9 protein-coding genes are annotated in these 22,380 nt (G+C 63.6%); 7 read left to right on the forward strand and 2 right to left on the reverse strand.

Going from position 1 to position 22,380, the window contains the following annotated elements; translation table 11 throughout:
* Positions 1 to 92: 92 nt before the first annotated feature.
* The 6 genes from J5278_RS30230 to J5278_RS30255 all read left to right on the forward strand — a co-directional run bounded on the left by J5278_RS30230 (position 93) and on the right by J5278_RS30255 (position 18,547).
* Entirely contained in the window at positions 93 to 1,682 is a 1,590-nt protein-coding gene (locus J5278_RS30230) for an amino acid adenylation domain-containing protein (RefSeq protein ID WP_209186689.1), read from the forward strand.
* A 21-nt stretch (positions 1,683 to 1,703) separates the two neighbouring features.
* Positions 1,704 to 4,193 carry a condensation domain-containing protein gene (locus J5278_RS30235; protein ID WP_209186688.1) on the forward strand — a complete coding sequence of 830 codons (2,490 nt, stop codon included), beginning with the start codon at positions 1,704 to 1,706 and terminating at the stop codon, positions 4,191 to 4,193.
* Complete coding sequence (locus J5278_RS30240) at positions 4,190 to 5,557, forward strand: condensation domain-containing protein (protein WP_209186687.1); 1,368 nt, start codon at positions 4,190 to 4,192, stop codon at positions 5,555 to 5,557. The genes J5278_RS30235 and J5278_RS30240 overlap by 4 nt, the downstream gene beginning before the upstream one ends.
* 5 nt (positions 5,558 to 5,562) lie before the next feature.
* Positions 5,563 to 9,765: a non-ribosomal peptide synthetase gene (locus J5278_RS30245; RefSeq protein ID WP_209186686.1), complete on the forward strand. Its 4,203-nt coding sequence runs from the start codon at positions 5,563 to 5,565 to the stop codon at positions 9,763 to 9,765.
* The gene (locus tag J5278_RS30250; RefSeq protein WP_219259497.1) at positions 9,758 to 11,242 is read left to right on the forward strand and encodes a hypothetical protein; all 1,485 of its coding nucleotides are present in this window, start codon (positions 9,758 to 9,760) and stop codon (positions 11,240 to 11,242) included. Before J5278_RS30245 ends, J5278_RS30250 begins: the two co-directional genes overlap by 8 nt.
* 141 nt (positions 11,243 to 11,383) lie before the next feature.
* Positions 11,384 to 18,547: a non-ribosomal peptide synthetase gene (locus tag J5278_RS30255; protein ID WP_209186684.1), complete on the forward strand. Its 7,164-nt coding sequence runs from the start codon at positions 11,384 to 11,386 to the stop codon at positions 18,545 to 18,547.
* Here J5278_RS30255 and J5278_RS30260 read toward each other — a convergent pair.
* The gene (locus J5278_RS30260) at positions 18,544 to 19,374 is read right to left on the reverse strand and encodes a 4'-phosphopantetheinyl transferase (protein WP_209186683.1); all 831 of its coding nucleotides are present in this window, start codon (positions 19,372 to 19,374) and stop codon (positions 18,544 to 18,546) included. The two genes, J5278_RS30255 and J5278_RS30260, sit on opposite strands and share 4 nt — an antisense overlap.
* Positions 19,375 to 19,416: 42 nt before the next feature.
* Positions 19,417 to 20,067: a TetR/AcrR family transcriptional regulator gene (locus J5278_RS30265; RefSeq protein WP_111221317.1), complete on the reverse strand. Its 651-nt coding sequence runs from the start codon at positions 20,065 to 20,067 to the stop codon at positions 19,417 to 19,419.
* A gap of 115 nt (positions 20,068 to 20,182) precedes the next feature.
* Here J5278_RS30265 and J5278_RS30270 point away from each other — a divergent pair, with 115 nt between their 5' ends.
* Entirely contained in the window at positions 20,183 to 22,378 is a 2,196-nt protein-coding gene (locus tag J5278_RS30270) for a TonB-dependent siderophore receptor (RefSeq protein ID WP_209186682.1), read from the forward strand.
* The last annotated feature ends 2 nt before the right edge of the window (positions 22,379 to 22,380 follow it).

The raw sequence follows: 22,380 nt of genomic DNA on the forward strand, positions 1-22,380 counted from the left end.
TTCAGGGCATCAAAGAGGCTACGCATGCCGACGACACAGCAGCGCATCGACCATGCCGGTCCGGCCGGAATCCACCTTCTCGGGAGGGCGAGATGAGCACTCTTCCGGAAAGATTTGCGCATTTCTCCGCCCGCTATCCCAAGGCGATTGCCGTCACGTCCATGGAACGATCGCTGAGCTACGCGGAGCTCGAAGCAAGCGCGAACCGGCTGGCGCGGAGGCTGATCGCGGCAGGTGCCGGCCCGGACCGCATCGTCGGCGTCTCCCTGCCGCGTTCGACCGATCTGATCGTCGCCCTTCTCGCCGTCCTGAAGTCCGGTGCCGCCTACCTGCCTCTCGATCCCGCCTATCCTGCCGCGCGCCTCGACTATCTCCTATCGGACGCCAGGCCGGTGACGATCGTCAGCGCTCCCGGCGTCCGGATCCCAGAGAATGACCTGCCTCGGCTCGATCTCTTCGCCGATGAGGAGGAAGGGACATGGGATGCCTCCCCCATTCGGGATAGCGAGCGTCTTTCAGGCCTGCATCCCGATCAGCCGGCCTATGTCATCTATACCTCCGGCTCCACGGGCCGTGCAAAGGGGGTAGTCGTTTCGCACCGGTGCGTGCTGACGCTTCTCGACGCCACGATACCGATGTTCGACCTGGGTCCCGCCGATGTCTGGACCGCATTTCATTCCTACGCATTCGACTTCTCGGTCTGGGAGATCTGGGCACCGCTGCTGACCGGAGGACGCACGGTCGTCGTTCCATCGGAAGCGACATGGTCCGGCGATGAGTTCCTGGCGCTGCTGGAAGCCGAGCGGGTCACCGTCCTCAATCAGACCCCGTCTTCCTTCGCATCGCTGGAGCGGGCCGACGCCGATGGCGCGAAGGCGCTCCACGCTCTGAGGCTGGTCATATTCGGCGGCGAGGCGCTGGATCCGGCAAGACTGTCCGCCTGGTTCGCCCGCCGTCCGTCCCGACCGCGCATGGTCAACATGTATGGGATAACCGAGACGACCGTGCACGTCACCGCGATCGATATCCTACCGGAGATGAGCCTCGCCTCCAGCGAAAGCCCGATCGGCCGGCCGCTGCCGGGCTTTCGCGATCATGTTTTCGACGAGGGATTGCGTCCGGTCGCCGACGGCCAGGTGGGCGAACTCTATCTGGGCGGTGCGCAGGTATCGCGCGGCTACTTCGACCGTCCCGCCCTGACCGCCACGCGCTTCGTGGCCGATCCGGACAGCCACGGCGGCCGGCTCTATCGGACGGGAGACCTCGTGCGGCCCCTTCGCGGCAACCTGAATTTCATCGGCCGCGCCGATACCCAGCTCTCATTGAGGGGGTTCCGGATCGAGCCGAACGAGGTTGAGGCAGCGCTCGATGCCTATCAGGGCGTCACAGCGAGCGCGGTCACCGTCAAGCCGGATCCTGACGGAAACGAAGGTGAGGACTGCCTCGCGGCCTATGTCGTCATGGCCGGCGGGACGCTCGACGAGCGGGGTCTGCGGGTACACCTGGCACGCCTGCTGCCGGCGCATCTTGTTCCCAGCCACATCATGCTGCTGGCAGCACTTCCCCTTACCTCCAACAGAAAACTAGACCGGGCCGCGCTGCCCCCGCCTCCGCCGCGAAAGACGGCTAGGGCGAATCTTCGCGAGGAACTGCTGCGCCGCCGCCTGGGCAATCGTCCCTAGTCATCACTGAGGAAACAACAGATGAACATAAGCAACGAGCGGTGGATACGTGATGTCGTCGTCGAAATTCTCGGCGAGGAGCCCGCGACCATTTCAGACGGCGAAAACCTATTTGAAGCCGGGCTGGATTCGGTCGGACTTCTGCGGCTTGTCAATCGCCTGCGGCGTGGCGGGCTGCAGGTCAGCTTTGGGGATTTAGCGCGGGAGCCGACCCTTGCGGCATGGGACAGACTGGTCGGCAGCGAAAAGGCCGCAGACGACGGCGCCGAACCGGCAAGCGGTCATGCGGCGGATGCCCCCGATGAAGGCGAGGCCAATAGCGAACCGACACAGCTGGGCGTGATGCAACACGCCTACTGGGTGGGACGAAGTGCGGGGCAGAGGCTCGGTGGCGTTGCTGCCCATCTCTATGCGGAGTTCGATCATCCCCCCACCGCCACCGATCCGGCAATCGATGCGAACAGGCTGAAGGCTGCGCTGGAGCGTGTGCTGGAGCGCCATGAAACGCTGCGCACCCGCATCACCTCCGACGGCAGGCAGGAAGTATTGGCGAAGCTTTCCGCCGCGCTTGCCGTGCACGACATGCGCGGACATTCCCAGGCCGACGTGCAAGATCATCTGTCCCGCATGCGCGATGCCTTCTCCCATCAGGCCCTCGATATCGACAATGGCGAAGTCATGTCGGTCGCGCTGACCCTGCTGCCCGATGGCGCGACGCGCCTCCATCTCGATGTCGACATGATCGCCGCCGATGCCGTCAGCTATCGGATCCTGCTCGCCGACTTCGCGGCGCTCTACGGCTCGCCTTCCCTGAACCTTCCGCCCCTCGGCCTAAATTACCGGGACTATCTTGCAGGCACGCGATCCGGCCACGCAAAGCGCGTACACCAGGCCGCCGAAGCCTGGCGAGAGCGATTGCCGACATTACCGGGGGCGCCGATCCTGCCCGAAGTGATCGAAGCAACGTCTCGAGATGCAACCCCCAGAGTTGCGCGCCGGCATCTCTGGCTGGCACCCGGACAAAAGCAGCAGCTTACCGAAATTGCCCGTCGCAACGGCGTGACCGTGGCCATGACCGTGGCGACCGTGCTTTCCGAAGTGGTCGGGCATTGGAGCACGACGGATCACTTCCTGCTCAATGTCCCGATGTTCGATCGCGCGGCCAACCACCCCGATATCGATCGGATCGTTGGCGATTTCTCCAGCTCGGTCATGCTCGAGGTCGATCTGCGGCAGCCGCTGACATTTGTCGACAGGGTTCGGGCGCTGCAGGCCCGCATGCATGCCGATGCAGCGCATGCATCCCATACCGGTCTCGATGTGCTGCGCGATCTCGGCCGCCAACGGGGCGAAACGGTACTGGCGCCGGTCGTGTTCACAAGCGCGCTGGGGCTTGGCGAGCTTTTCGCGCCTGATGTCACCGCCGTCGTCGGCCGGCCCGTCTGGGTCATCTCGCAAGGTCCGCAAGTTCTTCTTGATGCGCAGGTCACCGAATTCGAGGATGGACTGCTGGTGAACTGGGACACCCGGGAGGATGCCCTGGCGCCGGGCGTTGTCGATGCCATGTTCACCGCGTTCGAACAGGTCTTGCACAAGGTTATCGACGAACCCGCGGCATGGAATCGACCCATTCGGATTTCCACCGCAAACGCGCAGCGTCGCCGGTCTGGCGATCGCGATGTCCGGATCGTTGATGCCGCGGGATGCGATCGTCCTGATCATGTCGCGGGCCGCCTGCTGTTTGCCGGTGAAGACGAGCAGGGTCGCCGGCCATGGGGACGCGCGGACGAAAGCGGAGGGGTCAGGCTGCTCGGTGACGATGACGATCGCGTGGACGTCCACGGAATTCCGGTATGGCCCGTGGAGGTGGAGGACGCGATACGATCCGATGGTCGTATAGGCGAGGTCGCCGTGGTGCGGCATGACGAGAGCCTTGTCGCTGTAGTCGCGTTTGAACCGTCCACGGAAGCGGATACCAGAATGACAGGCAAGGCGTTTCGCGCCCAGCTCGCAAGGCGGATTCCATCGCATCTCCTGCCGAGCCGGATCATCGTCGTCGACCGCTTGCCGCGTAACGCCGATGGCGGGGCGAACTCGGACGCCCTGGACCGATTGATCTGGGCCAAATCAGAGCGATCCGACCATGTCGCGCCCCGCACCGATCTCGAGCGCGTCCTTGCCGGCGCATGGGAGGAAATTCTAGGTCTGGAAAATATTGGCGTGAACGAGGAGTTCATCGCGCTGGGAGGCGATTCCCTGCTGGCGGCAAGAGTGGTCTCGAGATTGCGGGAAGAACTCGACACAAACGCGGTGACGCTCCGCGCCCTGTTTCGCTCTCCCACCATTGCCGAGCTTGCGGATCAGCTCCGCAAGGACGGCGATCCCGCCAGGCTGGACGAAGTGGCGTCCATCGTCCTCGAAATCCGAGCCATGTCCGATGACGAGGTCGCCAGCCATCTCGGCGAGACTGCGTCCGACACGAGCTCCCGAAAGACCGGAACGGCGGCATGATCGCGGACCGCCAAACGCTGCTTCGGCAGCGGCTCGCATCGGCGGGGCTGGGGGGAGCGGCGAAAGGCGATGGCATTCCGCGCCGGGCTGATCCTCGCCAAGCCGTTCTGTCCTCTGCCCAGCAGCAAACCTGGCTGTATCAGCAGGCTTTTCCAGGGAGCGTCAGCAACAATCTCGGCCTTGTCATCATATTCAATGGACTGGTGGACGAGAACAGGATTGCAGCAGCCGTCGATCGCATCGTGGAGCGGCACGAAATCCTTCGGACCACCTACCATGGCGGCCCGGATGGCGTTGCTTATCAGCACATCAGGCAATCCATGCGGGTTCCAAAGTCGTTCGCCAATGTCTCCGGCGAAGAAGCCATGGCGCTGGCCAAGGCCTCGTTGCTCACGCCGTTCGACCTGGAGACGGAGGCGCCTCTCAGACTGCTGTTCTTCCGCACCGGTGTCGACGAGATCATGTTTGCGCTTGTCGTGCATCATATCATCTGGGACGGAGCCACCTTCGACTTGTTCTCGAAGGAACTGGAAAGGGCTTACGAGGCGGGCGCGGCCAACCCTCCGGCGCTGCTCGTTCACTATGCCGACATCGCAGAATGGGACCGAAACCGTCAGCCCCGGATTGCCGACGATGACAGGGAATACTGGATACGCCGCCTCGCCGCTCCCCGTCCGCCGAAGACATTGAGGACGAACACCGGCGACATTGCAGCCGACCCGGAATCGGCCGGCCGCGTCGATTACCGGCTGGCGTCATCGCTTGACCTGACGCGCCTTGCCGCCAACCACAGGGTGACGCCCTTCATTGCCTTCCTGGCCTGCTGGGCCGCAGTGCTCTCCAGGAAAAACGCCGACGAGGTAACGGTTGGCACGACGGTGCTGACCCGCGATCATATCGAGGCGGAAAAACTCATCGGCAATTTCGCCAACCACATCGTGCTTCGCCTGCCGGTCGGCAGCGCGTCGGCCTCCCGAACGCTGATCAGGGCAACCGCCGCGGAATTCGACGCAGGCTTTGCCCATCGCAATCTGCCTTACGAAACCGTCGTCGAAGCCCTTGGCGGCCAGGAGATCGCGGCGCCGCCCAACCTGTTCGATTCACTGGTCGTCTTCATTCCGAGCGGAACGGAAGGCCCGCGCCTCCCGGGCATCGCTACCCGATGGCAGCGCCTTCACAACGACGCGACGCAGTTTCCCCTCGTTCCACTGGGCTTGGAAGTCTTCGTGCGCTGCCGCGGCGCGCAAACCGTCATCGATGTCGAGGCCACCTACGCCCGGAACGCCTTCTGCAGCGAAACCATCACCGAACTCCTTTCGCAGCTGGACAACACCATCCGCGATGCAGTCCAAGAGGTCTGGTAAAATCCATGAATTCGCGAATTGAACTCCTGCACCGACGGCTCGAGCAGAATGGCGTGAAACGCACGGCGATCCGGAAACGCCCGAACGCCGATGTGGCACCGCTATCGGACGCCCAGCACAGGATGTGGCTGCATCAGAAACTGCATCCCGCCAGCGGCGCCTACAATGTCTGCATCCGCATCGACCTTGCCGGCGCTCTCGATGTGTCCCGGCTGCTCGCCGCGCTTGCCGCCGTAGTCGATCACCACGAAATCCTGCGCACCACCTATCCGACGGACGCGAAAGGCCAGCCCTACCAGCGAATTCACGCCCAATTGTCCCCTGAGGTCCATATCGTCGAACACGGCGACCCCGAGCGCGTGGCGCGCGACAGGGCCTGCGCGCCGTTCGATATCGCCTCCTCCGGGCCGCTCCGTGCGCATCTGGTCAAGATAGATGCCGCCAGATGGTCGCTGGTGCTGACGGTACATCATATCGTCTGGGACGGCGGATGCTTCGGTATTTTCAGTCGGGATCTCAGCCTTGCTTATCGTGGGCTGGCGATCGAGCCCCTGTCGATCCAGTATGCTGACATCACGGCGCATCGGAGCTCCCCCAATTCCGACGCAGACCTCGAGGCACAGCTCAGCTACTGGCGTGAAACGCTGACGCCATTGCCGCCGGCTTTGCCCCTGCCTACCATCCAATCGTCCGGCCCCCGCACCAGCGAAAGGGCAAGCCGCCTGGATCGCGTCATGCCGACCGACTGCGCCACGGGCCTGCGCGCGGCCGCCGCCAGCCTCAAGACAACGCCTTTCGCCGTTTTCATCGCCGCCTATGCGCTCCTGCTCCATCGCTGGACCGGAGCATCCGATATCACCATCGGCACGACAGTCGCCAATCGGCATGAGCCGGGAAGCGGCGCGCTCATCGGCAACTTCGGAAACACGGTCCTGCTGCGTCTCGAAGTGTCTGCAGACGCAACGTTCCGCCAACTCGTCGCGCAGACGGCGCGTGTCGTGACAGACGCGGTCAGCCATGGCGACGTCTCCTTCGAACGGATCGTCTCCGCGCTCGCGCCTGTGCGCGAGGCCGGCCACGGCTACTTCACCGACACGCTCGGCCTGTTCCTCGACCGCGACATCGGTGGTCCCTACCTGCCCGAGGTCGAGGTTCGATGGAGCAATGTGTTCAACGGCTCCTCTCCGTTTGCCCTGACCTTCCAGGGCTTTCTGACAGGCGACGCCCTGGAGGTGGAAGCGACGTTCCGCAGCGAGCTTTTCGCGACCGCCACCGTGCTCGACATGCTCGACCATCTGGAATCGATACTGCTCGCGGCGACTGCCGACCCCGCGCAGCCTTGCTCGACCGTCAGCCATCTGCCGGCCCCGCAGCGTGACCGCCTTCTTCGGCTTTCCCGCGGAGCCGAGATCGATCGAAACCCGGTTTCCGTCCTCGACCACTGGCGCCGCCAGGTAAAGAGCAAGCCCTCGCGAATTGCGCTCGTCAGCGGCCCGGATCGTTTCCGTTTCTTCGAGATCGACGAACAGGCCAATCGACTGGCAGCGCACCTGATGGCGCGCGGTATCCGGGCGCAGGATGTCGTGGCTGTCGCTGCAAGCCGCGGATTGATCACCGTCGTCGCGCCGCTGGCGATCTGGAAATGCGGTGCGATCTTCCTCCCGCTCGACCCGCGCCATCCCGAAGCCCGCTTGCAGAAGCTCGTTCGTTCCGCGAATGCAAAACTCCTGATCTGCGATTTTGACGTCGCGATCGATAATCTGCCCGTCGTCTCCATCGATGCAGTCATGGCTGCGGCAACCGAGCCTGCCATCGATCCCGGCCACAGCCCCCATCGGCTTGAAGCAGCCCATATCGGCTTCACATCGGGATCCACCGGCCAGCCGAAGGGCGTCGTGACCACACATGGCTCGCTGGCGGCGCGGACCGTCTGGGTGTCGGACCATTGGCGCGGGGGCGTGGGCGGCACCCGCCTTGCCAAGAGCGCACCCACGGCGATCGATGCAACGGCAGAGCTCTGCGAAGCCTTCGTCACTGGCGAATGCATCGTTCTTGCGACGGATGACGAAGCCAGGGATGCGGCAGCGCTCGCTCGCCTTCTGAAAACCCACGGCATAGGACACTTCATGGCGGTACCGGGGCTGATCGGGGCCGTCGCAATCGCCGCGCCGGACGTCATGTCCGACATGGATCGGGTTCTCTCCACCGGCGAGCCCCTCCTTCCCGGCGTTGCGGCCTCCATCTACCGGACAGCCGAAAGCGTGCCGCTCTACAATTCCTACGGATGCACGGAAACCACCGGAGACGTCACGGCCGGAAGGATAAGCAGCAAAGATGCCGCAAACGGCGTCATATCGATCGGCCGGCCGCTCCCCGGGTCCTGCTGCTACGTGCTGACCGCAGATCTGACGCTGTCTCCGCCGGGCGCGCTCGGCGAACTCTATGTCGAAGGACAACAGCTCGCCCGCGGCTATCTTGCCCAGCCGGCATTGACCGCGACCCGGTTCATTGCCAGCCCCTTTGCCGGGCACGACCGCTTGTACCGCACCGGGGATCTCGCTCGCTGGCGCGAAGACGGGCGGCTTGAGCTCGCCGGCCGCGTCGATGACCAGGTCAACATACGCGGCTACAGAGTAGAGCCCGACGAGACCGTCGCGGAACTTTATGCCGCCCCCGATGTGAAAGAGGCGGCCATTCTGCCGCGCAGGATCGGATCCACAATGGAACTCGTCGCCTATGTGTCGGGCGACGGCCTGCGACCGCAGGACGGGCCGAGGCTCCGCGCACGGCTGGCCGATCGCCTACCGGGCCCGCTTGTCCCGGCCGAGGTGGTCGTGCTGCCGTCATTGCCGCGGCTCGAGGGCGGCAAGATCGACCGGCAGGCCCTGCCGCGGGGGGTGGTCGCGCCGGATGTTTCATCGAGATCGCCGCGAGACGATCGCGAGAAAAATCTGACGCGCATCCTGGCGGAGCTTCTCGGCTGCGGGTCCGTCGGCATCGACGACAACTTTTTCACGCTTGGCGGAGATTCGCTGATGGCCTTGTCCTTCGCGGCGTGCGCCAACGCTGCCGGATTCGAATTTCCGGCGGCGGCGGTGTTCCAGTATCCCACCGTCGCCCAACTGGTGGAGCAGCTCCCGCCATTGGTCGAAGAACAGGCGAAGCCCATCTCTCTTCCGGCGCAGGTACATCGCTTCCGGCTTTCCGGCTTGCCCCTGTCCGAATTCGTGACGTGGGAGCCACTTCGAGGTCCAGCCAAGCCCGACCGTTTGCGCGCGGCGCTGGCGGAAGCCATTTCGAGCCATCCGACGCTTCAACAGGGGATTGCCGTCAGGGGACGACTGTGGCGCGCCACTCGGATGGCCGGGGACGGGCGTGACGCCAAGGTCATCGAGATCGCGAGTTCCGACCCAGCCAGGGTGATAGAGGCGGCGCGATCGGCGATCGATATTGCCGCGGGCGCCGTGATTGCCGTAGTCCTCACCCCCGATGCCGCCCTGCTGGTCGCGCACGCCGCCGCGATCGATGGCCTGTCGCTGAGGCGAATAGCCGATGACATCTATATACACCTTGCGGCGGAACACATGATGCCGACGCGCGCCGATCACGCGAGCGGTCGCGGTCAAGCCGCGATGCATCCTTTCGCGCCGGTTCCAGCAACCATCCACCACGACTGGCAATCGATCATTGACCTGGGCCCGAAATGCCCATGGTGGGTCGGACCGGACGAGATCCTGTCAAAGGGACCTGATGTCAGGGTTAGGGCCGCGATGGACCTCGCCGCTGAAACTCTTCACATGCATGCCCTGCTGTCTGCTGCTCTCGATGTCTCCAAAGGCGATCTCGTCGTTGCGGATGTCGAGGTCGAGCCCGACGGGATCGGCCCACTTCTTGCGGCGCCCGTGCTGGCGCGCGCTGGCGCCCGGGACGCACCCGGCGACGGGGGCTTGTATATCGCCTTTATCGATCGCCGCAGGCCTGTCGCGGGTGGCCCCGGCCTTCTCGTACGGCGTACCGTCACGCCGCGATCGTGGCCGGACGCCGGCATGGTCCGGGGTACGGATCGCCTTTACCGGATTGTCGCATCCTGGCAGGAGATCGAAGGCCAAACCGAGTTGGAGATCGCGGCCGGCGATGCGGACATGGCGCGGGCACTGCTGAACGCGTGGATCGCTGCAATCTCACGTCAGGATTCAGACCGTGCGTAGTGGCGACCTCAATACGCCGCGGGCAACACATCTGGCACAATTCACGCGCCATGGACGTTGCCACAATTTTCACGCGGTGCCGTGGCCAGCCATCCTTGAGGCTGCATCCCCGGAATTCGCACAGCAGTATCGCGCAATACTCGGCGCCGACCTTTCGCGGATAGACGCAAGTTGGTCGGGCAGCGCCGTTGATTCGTTCTTCACACCCCACGGGCCGCTTGCCGACGCACAACAAAGGACGGCCAGGGCATTCGGCGCAGATGCAACGTTCTTCGGCACCAGCGGCACGACGACCAGCAATCAAATCGCCCTGGAATCTCTCCGCTTTCCCGGCGCTGACGTGCTGATAGATTGCACAGCTCACCAATCACTGCTCTTTGCTGCCGAGGGAATGAACGTCGTGTCCTCGCCTTGCGCCGGCACGGTGGAAAACCCGTGCATCGACATTGAGGAAACGGCGAGGCTGCTTGCGCGACGCGCCTCCGAGGGTCGACCATTCGATATCCTGGTGCTTTCAGCCACAAGTTACGATGGTCGAAAGCTGCGTCTTGATCGCGCTCTGCCGGTCATGGTCGAATCGTCTCCGACGACGGCAATCGTCATCGATGAAGCCTGGTCGGCACTGCACGCGTTTGTTCCTTCGCTTGTCGATTCCACCGCCCTTGCCGTTGCTTCCCGTCTGCCACTGCTCGCACCCGTCCTGGTGACGCATTCGGCGCACAAGACGATGGCAGCGCTGCGGCAGGGTTCCTACCTTCACGTCCTCGGCTCTTCCTCCGATATCGAGAAAGTGCGCCTGGCGCGGTATCGCATTCACACCACCTCCCCGTCATGGCCGATCCTGACCTCGCTCGATCTTGCGCGCGCGCATGCCGAGCAATTCGGCGCCACCGAGTTTGCCAATGCCGTCGTCATCAAGACGAAACTCGAAGCAATGCTGCGCCAAGACCCTGTCACCGCCGACATTCTGGCGTCCCCGTCGCTTGGCCCCTACTACGAGCTTGATCCGCTGGTGTTATGCCTTCTTGTCGGGCCGCGCTCGCGTATCATCAGGGATCGGCTCTTAAGCGAACACCACGTGCTCATCGCGGTAGCCGGCGATCATCTCGTCGTGCGTCTGCATTTTGGCGTTACCGAGTTCGATCTGCTTGCGCTGATGAAAGGCCTGTCGCTGCTGGCGTCGGAATTCAGATCGCCACCACCCGCTCCACGACCGGCCGGCCCGCAGGATTTCGTGCCCGCCATTGGCTCGCATAGCCGGAACTATATCATTCCCTATCCTCCCGGCGTTCCGCTAGCGAGGCCTGGAGAGCTCTGGACGGACCGGCACGCCAAGGCGCTTACACAAGAAAGAGCGCGAGGGTCTGAAATCTATTGCCTGGCAGCAGGCGGCGGCGGCGCGCGTCGCGCCACGGGTGCGGTCCCTGTGGCGCTCGACCCGATAGTCAGTCCGGCCACCGAGGACGAGCCCATGTGACCGAGGCTTTTTGCGACAGTTTGCCAGCAACCGCGAAGCCGCCCTTCATCCCATGCGACGCCTATCCGCAAAGACGACTGGCCAGCCGGGTCTCGACACCCCATTCGACGGCCTTCGCCGTGATCAGACAGGAGAAATGAAATGATGTTTTCGGATCGCAAGCAGCAGCTTTTGCTGCAACGGCTCGCGGGCGCGGGTCTTCTGCAGTCGGAGCAATCCGTCGCCAACGATCGCCCGCGGCGCGAAGAGCGCGACGGTCCCGCTGTCCTTTCCAACGCGCAACGGCGGATGTGGTATCACTCCCAGCTTGCCGAAGGGTCCGCGGCCTATAATTTCTGCCTGGTGCTCCGGCCGGACGAAAACTCATCCCTTTCCGTCCCGGCCCTGACCGCAGCGCTGGAGCAGGTAGTGCTCAGACACGAGATACTACGGACGAGGTACCGGGCCGGCGCCGACGGTGCGCCGCAGCAGGTCATCGAGCCCTATCTTGCGCCGGACGTGACGGAGATCGATGTGACGCCGGCATCGAACGAGTTTGCCGAGACGATCGAGGAAAGGCTGGACGACCTCGCATGCCGGGCCCGCGACCAGCCCTTCGATCTAAAGGTTGATGCGCCCCTGCGCACGCTGGTGGTGCGAAGCGGCGCGGCTGTTATCGCCATCATCCTCGTCCTGCCCCACATCGCCGGAGACGGAGGGTCATTCGGAATCGTGCTCGCCGATCTGGAGCGGGCCTATGGGCATGGCGCCGGATCGGATGCGTCGCCGCCTGCGTCCAGCATCCGCTATTCGGACTATGCCTTGTGGGAGCAGCGGCATCTCGGCGATCCCAAAACACCGGCGAGCCTGCATGCCCGCCAACTGCGCTTCTGGGAGACCCAGCTGGCCGACCTTCCCGCGGAGATCCCGCTTCCCTTCGACCGCCCTCGCCCGACTACACCGAGCTTCTCCGGCAGCCAGGTGAGGGAATGGCTCGGGGAAGGGTTGTCGGCAGCCCTGCGGCGAATAGCCGGAACCTACGGCGGTACGCCACTTGTCGCGCTACAGTGCGCCGTCGCCGTTGCTCTCGGCCGCGTGGGCGCCGGACAGGACATTCCCCTCGGCGCCGCAGTCGACCTACGCCATGATTCCTCGCTCGACCAGCTCGTGGGCTTCTTCAGCAATACGGTGGTCGTGCGTGTCGATCGAGGGCGGGATTCCGAATTCTCGGAGCTGTTCCAACGCGTCCATGACACCGGCCTCAAGGCCCTCGACAACAGCGATGCACCCTTTGAAAGCGTCGTCGAGCACATCAATCCGCCGCGCGCCGTCGCGCGAAATCCGCTCTTCGGCGTCATGGTGACCGCCACCAGACCCTGGCCCGTTCTGCGGTTCGGCGATACGACCCTGCGTCTCGAGGAGCCGCGGCAGACCCAGGCGAAGTTCGATCTGACCTTCGTCGTCCATGACGAAGGAGCGGGCGGACGGATCGGCGTGTCGCTGCTCTATGCCCGCGATCTCTTCGATGAAACCACGGCGCGACATCTGCTCGATCTGGTGATCGGCATCCTCGGGCAGGCAGCCCATCACCCACAGTTGCGGCTATCGCAATTCGCGGAATTCGGACAACGGTGCTTGACCCCGCGGGCCTCCTCCCTTGCAACGATACTGGCGGCGCGTCAGGGGGCCTCCTCCACTACGATGCGCTCCATCCAGCTGGCCGACGGCGTTCGGCAAGCCGATGTCGTTGCGGCCCTTGTCGGCCTGCTCGGGCGGCACGACGCGCTGCGCCTGCGCCGCGACGCGGAAAACGGACGATGGGACCTTGCCGCCACCGCCCGGCTCTGGGACGCCCCCGTGCTGCTGGAACAGCCTGCAACCGCCGGGGATGCCGAGCGATTTGTCGCCTGGCTCGAGGTCCTTCCGGGAAGCGATTCCGCCACGCCCAAGCGCTTTTTGAAGCTGCAGGCTCCGGGGCGATGGATAGATGACGAGTCGTGGAACGTGCTGCTGGCGGAGCTTTCTCCGCTGCGGTCGAATGGCAGGCCCACGGCCCCGAACAGGGCCGGATCCTACGCCGACTGGTTGACCCGCACCGCCGACTTCGCGGCGGAGACGGACATGGTCGCCCATACCGAATCCTGGCTCGACATGCTTGACGAGGCCGCCGATCGCGCGCCGACGGGCGAATTTTCCGAAAATCCCTTCATATCGACCGAGCGCCGCATGGCACTCCCTGGCCTCGGGGAGAGGCCCGATCCGGCGGCGCTCCGGGTCGCCGCGATGGCTGCCCTCATCTGGACAAAGCGGCGGGCTGCCGCTCCGCTTCTGCTTGAGATCGATGAAGCCGATCGAGATCGCTTCGCCAACACCACCACGGGAACCGCCGCCGGATGGTGCAGACGACGTTTTCCTTTTCTCGTAGCGGCTCCGCAGGAAGGCGCCGCGGAAAGCCAGCTTTCGCCGCAGCGCATCGATAGCTTCATCCGCGCCGCCCGTCATGTTCCAGGGCTCGATAACCCCGAGCCGGTGAGCGGCGACTTCGCCGCAAGCTACTTTCTCGCGCGCGACGTCAGCGCCGATGTGGCCGGCGCGCTCGATGATACGCCCCGACCCGACCTGACGCTTGCCATCATCACCACCGACGAGGGCGATGCACCGATCTCGCCTGAAGCTGATATCCACGAGGAAGGAGAGCGGTGGACGATCAGGATCGACCCGCGACGCAAGCAGGCATGGCTTGGCATTCGTGCGCGCCGCAGCGCCTCCGAAATCGACGCCCTCATCGACGCGTGGCGGGGCGTCCTTGCGGAATTCCTGGCAGCGGCCGCTCCCGCCGATGGCGGCGCACGATCCGAAGACGACGGAATCCTGGAATTGTCCCCCTGGGATCTGCGGCGTATCGAGGAATCCTTCGGCACCGTGCGCACCGTGCTGCCGCTCTCGCCTCTCCAGGAAGGCCTGCGCTTTCACGCCGTGGGCGCAGCGGAAGGCTCGAACGAGGTCTACATATCCCAGACCTCGCTGGATCTCCTTGGCGAAATCGACGCCGATCGTCTTCACCGGGCCGTCGAAACGGCGATCAAACTGACGCCGACCGTTACCGCGGGCTTCGCGGAAATCGGCGGCAGGATGGTGCAGGTCGTACCTGCCGATGTGAAGGTTCCCTGGCGCTTCGAAAGGGCCGCCGACGAGGATCGGGCGAGGCTGATCGCCGACCAGGAATATGCGGCCCAGTTCGATGCCGCCCGTCCGCCCCTGATCCGGTTTGCGCTCATCGGCATGCCGGACGCCGACGCTGGCGGTCTCAATCGGCTTTTGTTGACGGCGCACCATATCCTGCTTGACGGCTGGTCGATCCGCCTCCTCTACCGCCTCATCGTCCAGCTCTACCTGGACCCCGCTGGCACGGCGCCTCCACCTTCCTTCGGGCGCTATCTACGATGGTTCACGGGGCAGAACATGGCTGATGCCGAGACCGTATGGAACCAGGTGCTCGCCGGCAGCGAAGCGACGATCCTCTATCCCGCCGCCCGTGGCCTGGAGGCAAGCGTCGAGCACAGCCATGAGCGCGCACGCTCCATCGACGCCGGAACAACCACGGCGCTGTCCCGGCTGGCCCGCTCGGCGTCCACGACCCTCAGCACCGTCCTCGAGCTTGCGTGGGGCACACTCCTCATGCGGCTGAGCGGCGCTTCGAACGTCGTGTTCGGAAACGTCGTATCGGGCCGACCGGCGGACATCGAGCAGGTGAGCGAAATCATCGGCCTCCTGTTCAATACGGTTCCCGTGCGTGTGGAAGCCGCGGGACCGCAATCGGTAAAGGCAGCGCTCGGCGCTCTTCACGCCCAAAAGGCCGTTTCCCTTCGTCATTCTCATGTCAATCTCACGCGCCTGCAGCAGATCGCCGGGCATAGTCCGCTCTTCGACACGCTCTTTTCCGTCCAGAACCTGCCCGTTTTCGAATCTCCGAGAAACCAGGCCATCCGGATCGGGCATGCCAGTGTTCGCGACGCGACCCATTATCCCCTCAGCATGTCGGTCACGCCGACGGGCGAGACGATCGATCTGCGGCTGATGTTCCGCAGCGACATCGTCGGGGGGGAGCAGGCCGAGGCGATCATCCATGCCTACGAGCACATATTGAACGCCTTTGCCCGGGATGCGGACCTCCCGCTGCTCGCTGTGAACGCCTTGCCGGAGACCAGCCTCCTGCTGCCGCGATCCATCTCGGGAGAAAACATGGAGATCGGTTCCCTCTCCGTTGCCGATCTGCTCGTCAAACAGGCGCTGGCCACGCCGGATGACAATGCCGTCACCTCCGGCGATGCCAGGCTCACCTTCGACCAGTTGGCGTCAGCGGCGCACCGACTGGCGCATCTTCTCCAGGCGCGCGGTGTCTGGCCGGAGCATCGAGTCGCGCTGCTTTTGCCCCGCTCGGAGCTGATGATCGTGGCGCTGTTCGGTGTTTTCGCCGCCCATGCGGCCTATGTTCCGATCGATCCAGAGACGCCCGTCAGTCGGGTCCGCTCGATGTTGGACCAATCGCAGCCAACCGTCATTCTCAGCGTCAGCGAGATGACGGCGCTTCTGCCTCCCGAATATGCCAATGACCCGCGGGTTGTGCTGCTCGACGACCCCGCCACGAAGGCCGAGCTTGAACGCCTCCCGAATACTCTGCCGGAAAGCGAGCGGCCGGCAGGCCTGAGGCATCTGGCCTATATCATCTTCACTTCAGGATCCACCGGAGAACCGAAGGGCGTCGCCGTGCCCTATATCGGGCTCACCAGCATGTTCATCAATCACAGGATGGCCATCTTTGCGCCTGTTCTGGCCGCCCAGGGTGGCCGCCGGCTGAAGATCGCGCATACGACTTCATTCGCCTTCGACGCGTCCTGGGAGCAGCTGCTGTGGCTGCTGGCCGGGCACGAGGTGTATGTGATCGACGACGAACTCCGCCGGGATCCAGACCGGCTGCTGCCGTTATTCGATCGCGAGGAGATCGACGCCTTCGACGTCACCCCGACCTATGGCGGGTATCTTCTGGAGCACGGACTGCTCGAACGGGACCGCCCGCAGGGAAGGGACGGAACCGGCGTCGTCTTCGTCTCGCTCGGAGGCGAGGCGGTCGGCCAGGATCTGTGGACACGGCTGCGGGAGGCGCCAGGTGTCGGCGGCTACAATCTCTACGGTCCGACCGAATATACGATCAACGCACTTGGTGCGGACCTTGCCGAAAATTCCGAGCCGACCGTTGGCCGGCCGATCGCCAACACGGACGCACATATTCTGGACCCGGGACTGCATCCGGCGCCTGTGGGCGTCACCGGCGAACTCTATCTCGGCGGCGCGGGTCTGGCCCGCGGCTATGTCGGGCGGCCCGCAATGACGGCGGATCGCTTTGTTGCAAACCCCTTCGGCAATGCCGGAGAACGGATCTATCGCACCGGGGACCTGTGCCGCTGGCGGCCGGATGGGGGCATCGACTATCTCGGCCGGTCCGACAATCAGCTGAAAATTCGCGGCTATCGCATAGAACCGGCTGAAGTCGAAAACGCGCTGGTCGCGCAGACGGGGGTGAAGCGCGCCGCCGTCGTGGGAAACCCCACCCCGGACGGTTCCGTGCGCCTCATCGCCTATGTGGTATCCGACGCTCAGGTGGCCGACGCGGATAGCCTGCGCGAGCGGCTCCGGCTGCAACTCCCATCCTACATGGTGCCCGCCGTCATCGTATTCGTGGAAGACCTGCCTAGAACCATCAACGGCAAGCTCGACATCGCGTCGCTCCCCAATCCGGCGACGGCGGAGGTCCGGACTGCGCTGCCGATCAACGAGACCGAGCGGATTATCTGCGATCTCTTCGCCTCCGTGCTGGACCGCCGGCCGATCGGCCGCTTCGACGATTTCTTCGAATCCGGCGGCCACTCCCTCCTCACCGTCCGGCTTGTCGGCCTGCTTCGCGATGCGATCGGCCCGGGCATCAACGTCCGGCAGATATACGATCACCCGACGCCCGCAGCCCTCGCCCTGTCCCTTGGGACGACACACGGGATCGCCCCTGTGCAGGCAGGCTCCGCCGATGCGGATCGCGAGACGGCGCTCATGCTCGCGGATCTGGTCCTGCCGCCCGACATTGCCGTCCCCGATCATGGGGGCATTACGCCACGGCCCGCTCTGGCAACCATCAACTCTGTGCTGCTCACCGGCGCCGCTGGCTTCATCGGCTCCTTCATCCTGGCCGAGTTGCTGCGGAATAGCGAGGCCAGGATTCATTGCCTAGTGCGCGCAAGGGATGAGGCGGGTGCCACGGCGCGGATACGCCAGTCGCTGACCCTCCATGGCTTGTGGGACGATGTCTTTGAGCACCGAATCGTCGGGCTTCCCGGCGACCTGTCGCAGCCTCGTCTCGGACTGACTGAGGAGACGTTCGCCGCGCTTGCCGACGACCTCGATGTGATCATCCACAATGGCGGTGCGACGAACGAATTCGATCCATATTCGCGCCTCGCGGCGATCAATGTCGGGGGCGCGAAGGAGATCTTGCGGCTGGCAGCCGGGGGAAGCCGTGTCACGCCTGTCCATTTCGTCTCCACGGCTTCGGTCGTCGCGCGGCGTGGGGCAAATCCCCCCGTCATCGGGGAAAGCACCCGCCTGCCCATCGGCGAGGTGGAGAGTACCGGATATGTCCAGAGCAAGTGGGTGGCCGAAGAGCTGATGCACGCGGCCGCGGCAAGGGGCCTGTCCGTCACCATCCACCGGCCCGGTCGCGTTAGCGGACACAGCGTGACGGGAGCTTGCAGCACCAGCGTCGGCTTCTGGCATTTCATCCGGTCGATGCTTGTGCTTGGGGCAGCGCCCGCCTTGCGATCCGATCGCCTCACCCTTGCGCCAGTCGACTACGTGGCCAAGGCACTCGTTGCGCTTGTCGAGCGCGGGGATCCCGGCGCCACCTATCATCTCTCCAACCGCATGCAGACCAGCATCGGCGCCATTGTGGAGGCGGCGCAAAGGGCTGGCCATCATCTGGAAATCATGCCCTTCGAGGCTTGGCGCGAGCGCCTGGCACAGGCAGCGGAAGAGCGGACGAGGCGGGACGACGACTCCCTGTCGTCCATCCTGCTCCTCGTCGAGCACCTCGACAAGTATGACGGTCCGGCGGTGGAATCGGCGCTCGGCCAGGAAGCAGTCCAGGCCGCCTTGGCCGGCCTGGACATCGCGCCACCGCCGATAACGGATGCTGTGCTCGACCGCTACGTCGAACATTTCATCGCCACGGGCTTCTTTCCTGCCGCCGATGATGGGCGGGCAAGGTCTGCCCTTGCCTAATCGGTGCGATCGGACCTCTGCGCCGTCGACAGACGTGGACGGCGCAGGGACTGGAACAGCGCAGCCGAGCCGGCGCGCGGTTCCAGCATATGGCGATCCAGGATCGCCCATGTCTTGGCAAACCCGCCGTCGGTCTCGAAATCGATCCGGATCTCCGCGTTTTTGGGCATGCATTTGTCCAGCGACTGCACAATCGAAAAGCGCAGACGATCATCGTCGCCGATACCGTTGAAGATGGCGGCGTCGAACCCGAAGAATTGCCGGACGACGGGATGCAATGCCTTGAAGATGGTTTCCTTGGCGGAAAAAATCAGGGTAGCCAAGAGAGCGGCGTCAAACCTCGTCTGCCGAAGAACCCGGTTGCGTTCCTCCGGGGACAGCGCCTCTTTCAAAATCGCGTCGAGAGCAGCGCCCGTCGCCACCTTTTCCACATCGATGCCCACCAGTCTGTTTTCATCGGCAACCAAGAGGCAGACGCATTTCCCGTGCGAATGGCTAATCGACCCGGATATCCCGATCGGCCAGACGGGCGCGCCCTGGTCACCAATAGCGATCGGAACGTTGCCGCGACGGAGGCACTCCAGCGCGGCGCGGGCGAGAACACGCCCCGCCAGAAATTCGCCTTGGCGTTTCGCCACCGCGCCCGCCAGCCTTGAGGGAAAGTCGATATCGCAGGCCACGAACAGCGACGGGCTGTAGGCTTCGACTTTGTAGTCCGCCTCCAGAGCGATAAGCCTGTCGGTCTCCATGCCGAAGACAGCGATCGCGCTCAGGAAGGGGTCTGCACATGCCGGCAGCTGAGAGAGATATCCCGATACAGGCTTCACATACATGTTTCCGTCATCACGCAGCGTCCCGCCGGAATTTCGCTACGAAGTCCTGTTGCCACCCACGCCATTGATGAGCCAGCGCCATGTCCTGTCAAAATGCGCTTCCACATCTTCACGTGCGCTGAATTCATTGCTGCCCATCATTGCCGCGGCCGTCGGCAACGCGACCATACAGTGAATGAGATGGTTGGCGATATCATTTGCAACCCCCGCGCAGATCGCCCCGGCCTCCTGGGCTTCCTCCACCGTCCTTATCAACTTCGCCATGATCGGATCGGGCTGCGGCGGTATCGGTGCGGTTTTTTCGAACACGACGGTTTCGCTAAAGGTGATCCGCTTCAGCGCGATCAGCTCCGGCTCCATGTTGACGTGCAGAAGCTGCAGCAGCAGGGACTGCAGCCGCTTGAGAGGATCGCCAGTGACCAGCGGCAGTTCCGCGATCTTCGCGACGGCACTTCTGTGGGCGTGCTCGACCACGGCCTCGAACAAGGCCACCTTCGAGGAGAACCGGCGATAGACGGTGTCCTTGCCCGCGCCGCAATGGGCCGCGACCTGCTCCATGGACGTCCCGGCAAACCCCCTGCCCGCGAAGAGCTCCGTTGCGGCAAGAATGATCCGCTCGGCCGCCATATCCTGGAACGCTTTCGGGGGACGGCCCGGCCGCACCACTGCACTCACACTTTTTTCCATTGTCTTTTCCTGCGTTTAACCCCGTCCGGCTATTGTGAGAACATCCCTCTGACATCAACAGATAAAAGTTGAGTGACGCGTTCATATTAACTGGACAGGACGTACCCGTTTGATTATGAGATGTACCATAATCGGATTGCTCGGGCCATGGGGAACGTTCGTGAATCGTCATATTTCTGTTACGCAAATTTTGCTGGTGTCTACATTTCTGGTTCCGGCGCCGCAGGCGGCCTCCCAGGAAAAAGCCACGCCCTTGGCGCCCATCGTTGTTCAATCGCCGGGCAAGGACGATGACACGGCAAGCAAGGTTCTCGCCAAGTCCACTCCATCCGCCACAAAGACCGCAACGCCGGTAATCGAGACGCCGCAATCGGTGACGACCGTCACCCGCAGACAGATCGATGAGCAGAACCCGCAGACCGTCAGCGAAGCGCTGCGCTATACCGCCGGCGTGCTTTCCGACAGGGACTCCAATTCCCGTTACGACTCGCTGTTCATTCGCGGGTTCGGCGCCTTCGGCACCGCAACCAGCTATGTCAACTACCTGGACGGCCTCAAGCTGCAGCGTGGGCAGGCTTTCGCCACACCGTCCATCGACCCGTTCTTCCTCGACCATATCGATGTCCTGAAAGGTCCGTCCGCGCTGCTCTACGGACAGGTCAGCCCAGGCGGCCTGGTAAACCAGGTCAGTCGCGCGCCATCGGATGTCCAGGCGAACGAAATCAGGATCGAGGGCGGAACCGATGGTCGCATCCAGACCGGCCTGTACTCGACAGGGCCGATCACGACCGACGGGACGTGGCAATACGGGCTCGCCACCGTCGGCCGCTCCTCGGGCACCCGCTACGACGATGTCGACGAGAAGCGGTTCGGCATCGCGCCTGCTCTCAAGTGGCAGCCCGACGCGACGACGTCCCTCACATTTTCCGGCTATTATCAGCGGGATCCCGAGGGTGGCTACTTCAATTCGATCTATCCGAAATTCCTGGCTCCGGCAGGCCTTGCCGGCTATCTCGGCCCCAAGCTCGATGTCGGGGATCCCAGCTATGACAGCTTCGAGCGCGAGCAATACGGGGCTGGCTACCAGTTCGAACATAGTTTCGACAACCAAGTGACAGTCCGCTCCAATTTCCGATATTCCGGTGTGAATTCCGAGCTGCATTCACTTCAGATGAACGGCCCGATGTCGGCGGCGGGCATAATTCCGCGCTGGGCCGTCGAATCCATCGAGGATGCCAAGGGCTTCTCGTTTGACAACCAAGCGGAATTCAAGGTCGATACAGGTGCTGTGAACCACACGCTTCTCGCCGGCGTCGATATTCAACGCACCGACAGCAGTTGGCAATATCTGCTCGGCGGGGCAACGCCGCTTGATGTCACAAACCCCGTCTACGGCCAGCCGGTTGGGCCGTTCGTGAAAGCGATCGATACCGACCTGTCCCTGCGCCAGACCGGGATCTACCTTCAAGATCAGATCGAACTCGGCGGCCTGCGCGGCGTCTTCGGCGTGCGCCACGACTGGGCGGACCAAGACACGGACAACCTGCTCGCCGGAACATCGTCCGACCAGTCGGACAGCGCGACGAGCTTTCGGGCAGGCCTTCTCTATCTCTTCGATAACGGTATCGCGCCCTTCGCCAGCTATTCCACCTCATTCGAACCATCCACCAGCACCGGCGCGGGCGGCGCAGCGTTCAAGCCGACCGACGCACAGCAATATGAGGTGGGGATAAAGTATCAGCCCACGGGGTTCGACGCGCTATTCACCGTGTCGGCCTTCGATATCCGCCAGCAGAACGTCGTTTCTTACGACGCCGCATCGGGTTTCAACGTTCAGCAGGGCGAGATCCATTCGCGCGGAGTGGAATTCGAAGCGAGGGGTAATGTAACGAGCAATATCGAGCTGATCGGCGCGTTTTCCCTGCTCGATACGACGGTCTCCAAATCGTTCGACACATCCCTCATCGGCAATCGTCCGCAGGCCGTGCCACGGTATTTCGGTTCGCTCTGGGCCAATTATACCGTTGACAGCGGTTCCTTAGAGGGACTGGGCATTGGCGGCGGCGTGCGTTTTGTCGGATCGAGCTACAGCGACGACGCCAATACGGTGAAAGCCGATGGATATACCTTGCTGGATGCGGCGCTGCGTTACGACTTTGGTGCGAAAAACCTGAAGCTAAAGGGTCTTCAGGCGACGCTGAACGTCACCAATTTGCTCGACAAGGAATACTATTCCTCCTGCAGTTCCGAATATTATTGCCAGTACGGAAACGGCAGAACGCTTCTCGCGGGCCTAAAGTACAAGTGGTGACG

Source organism: Rhizobium sp. B21/90, assembly GCF_019355815.1.
GTDB classification, from domain to species: domain Bacteria; phylum Pseudomonadota; class Alphaproteobacteria; order Rhizobiales; family Rhizobiaceae; genus Rhizobium; species Rhizobium rhododendri.

Excerpts from the sequence above, each read along its gene's own strand:
- J5278_RS30235 (WP_209186688.1), top strand. The coding sequence starts at position 1,704 with ATGAACATAAGCAACGAGCGGTGGATACGTGATGTCGTCGTCGAAATT.
- J5278_RS30270 (WP_209186682.1), top strand. The coding sequence starts at position 20,183 with ATGAGATGTACCATAATCGGATTGCTCGGGCCATGGGGAACGTTCGTG.
- J5278_RS30240 (WP_209186687.1), top strand. The coding sequence starts at position 4,190 with ATGATCGCGGACCGCCAAACGCTGCTTCGGCAGCGGCTCGCATCGGCG.
- J5278_RS30255 (WP_209186684.1), top strand. The coding sequence starts at position 11,384 with ATGATGTTTTCGGATCGCAAGCAGCAGCTTTTGCTGCAACGGCTCGCG.
- J5278_RS30230 (WP_209186689.1), top strand. The coding sequence starts at position 93 with ATGAGCACTCTTCCGGAAAGATTTGCGCATTTCTCCGCCCGCTATCCC.
- J5278_RS30245 (WP_209186686.1), top strand. The coding sequence starts at position 5,563 with ATGAATTCGCGAATTGAACTCCTGCACCGACGGCTCGAGCAGAATGGC.
- J5278_RS30265 (WP_111221317.1), bottom strand. The coding sequence starts at position 20,067 with ATGGAAAAAAGTGTGAGTGCAGTGGTGCGGCCGGGCCGTCCCCCGAAA.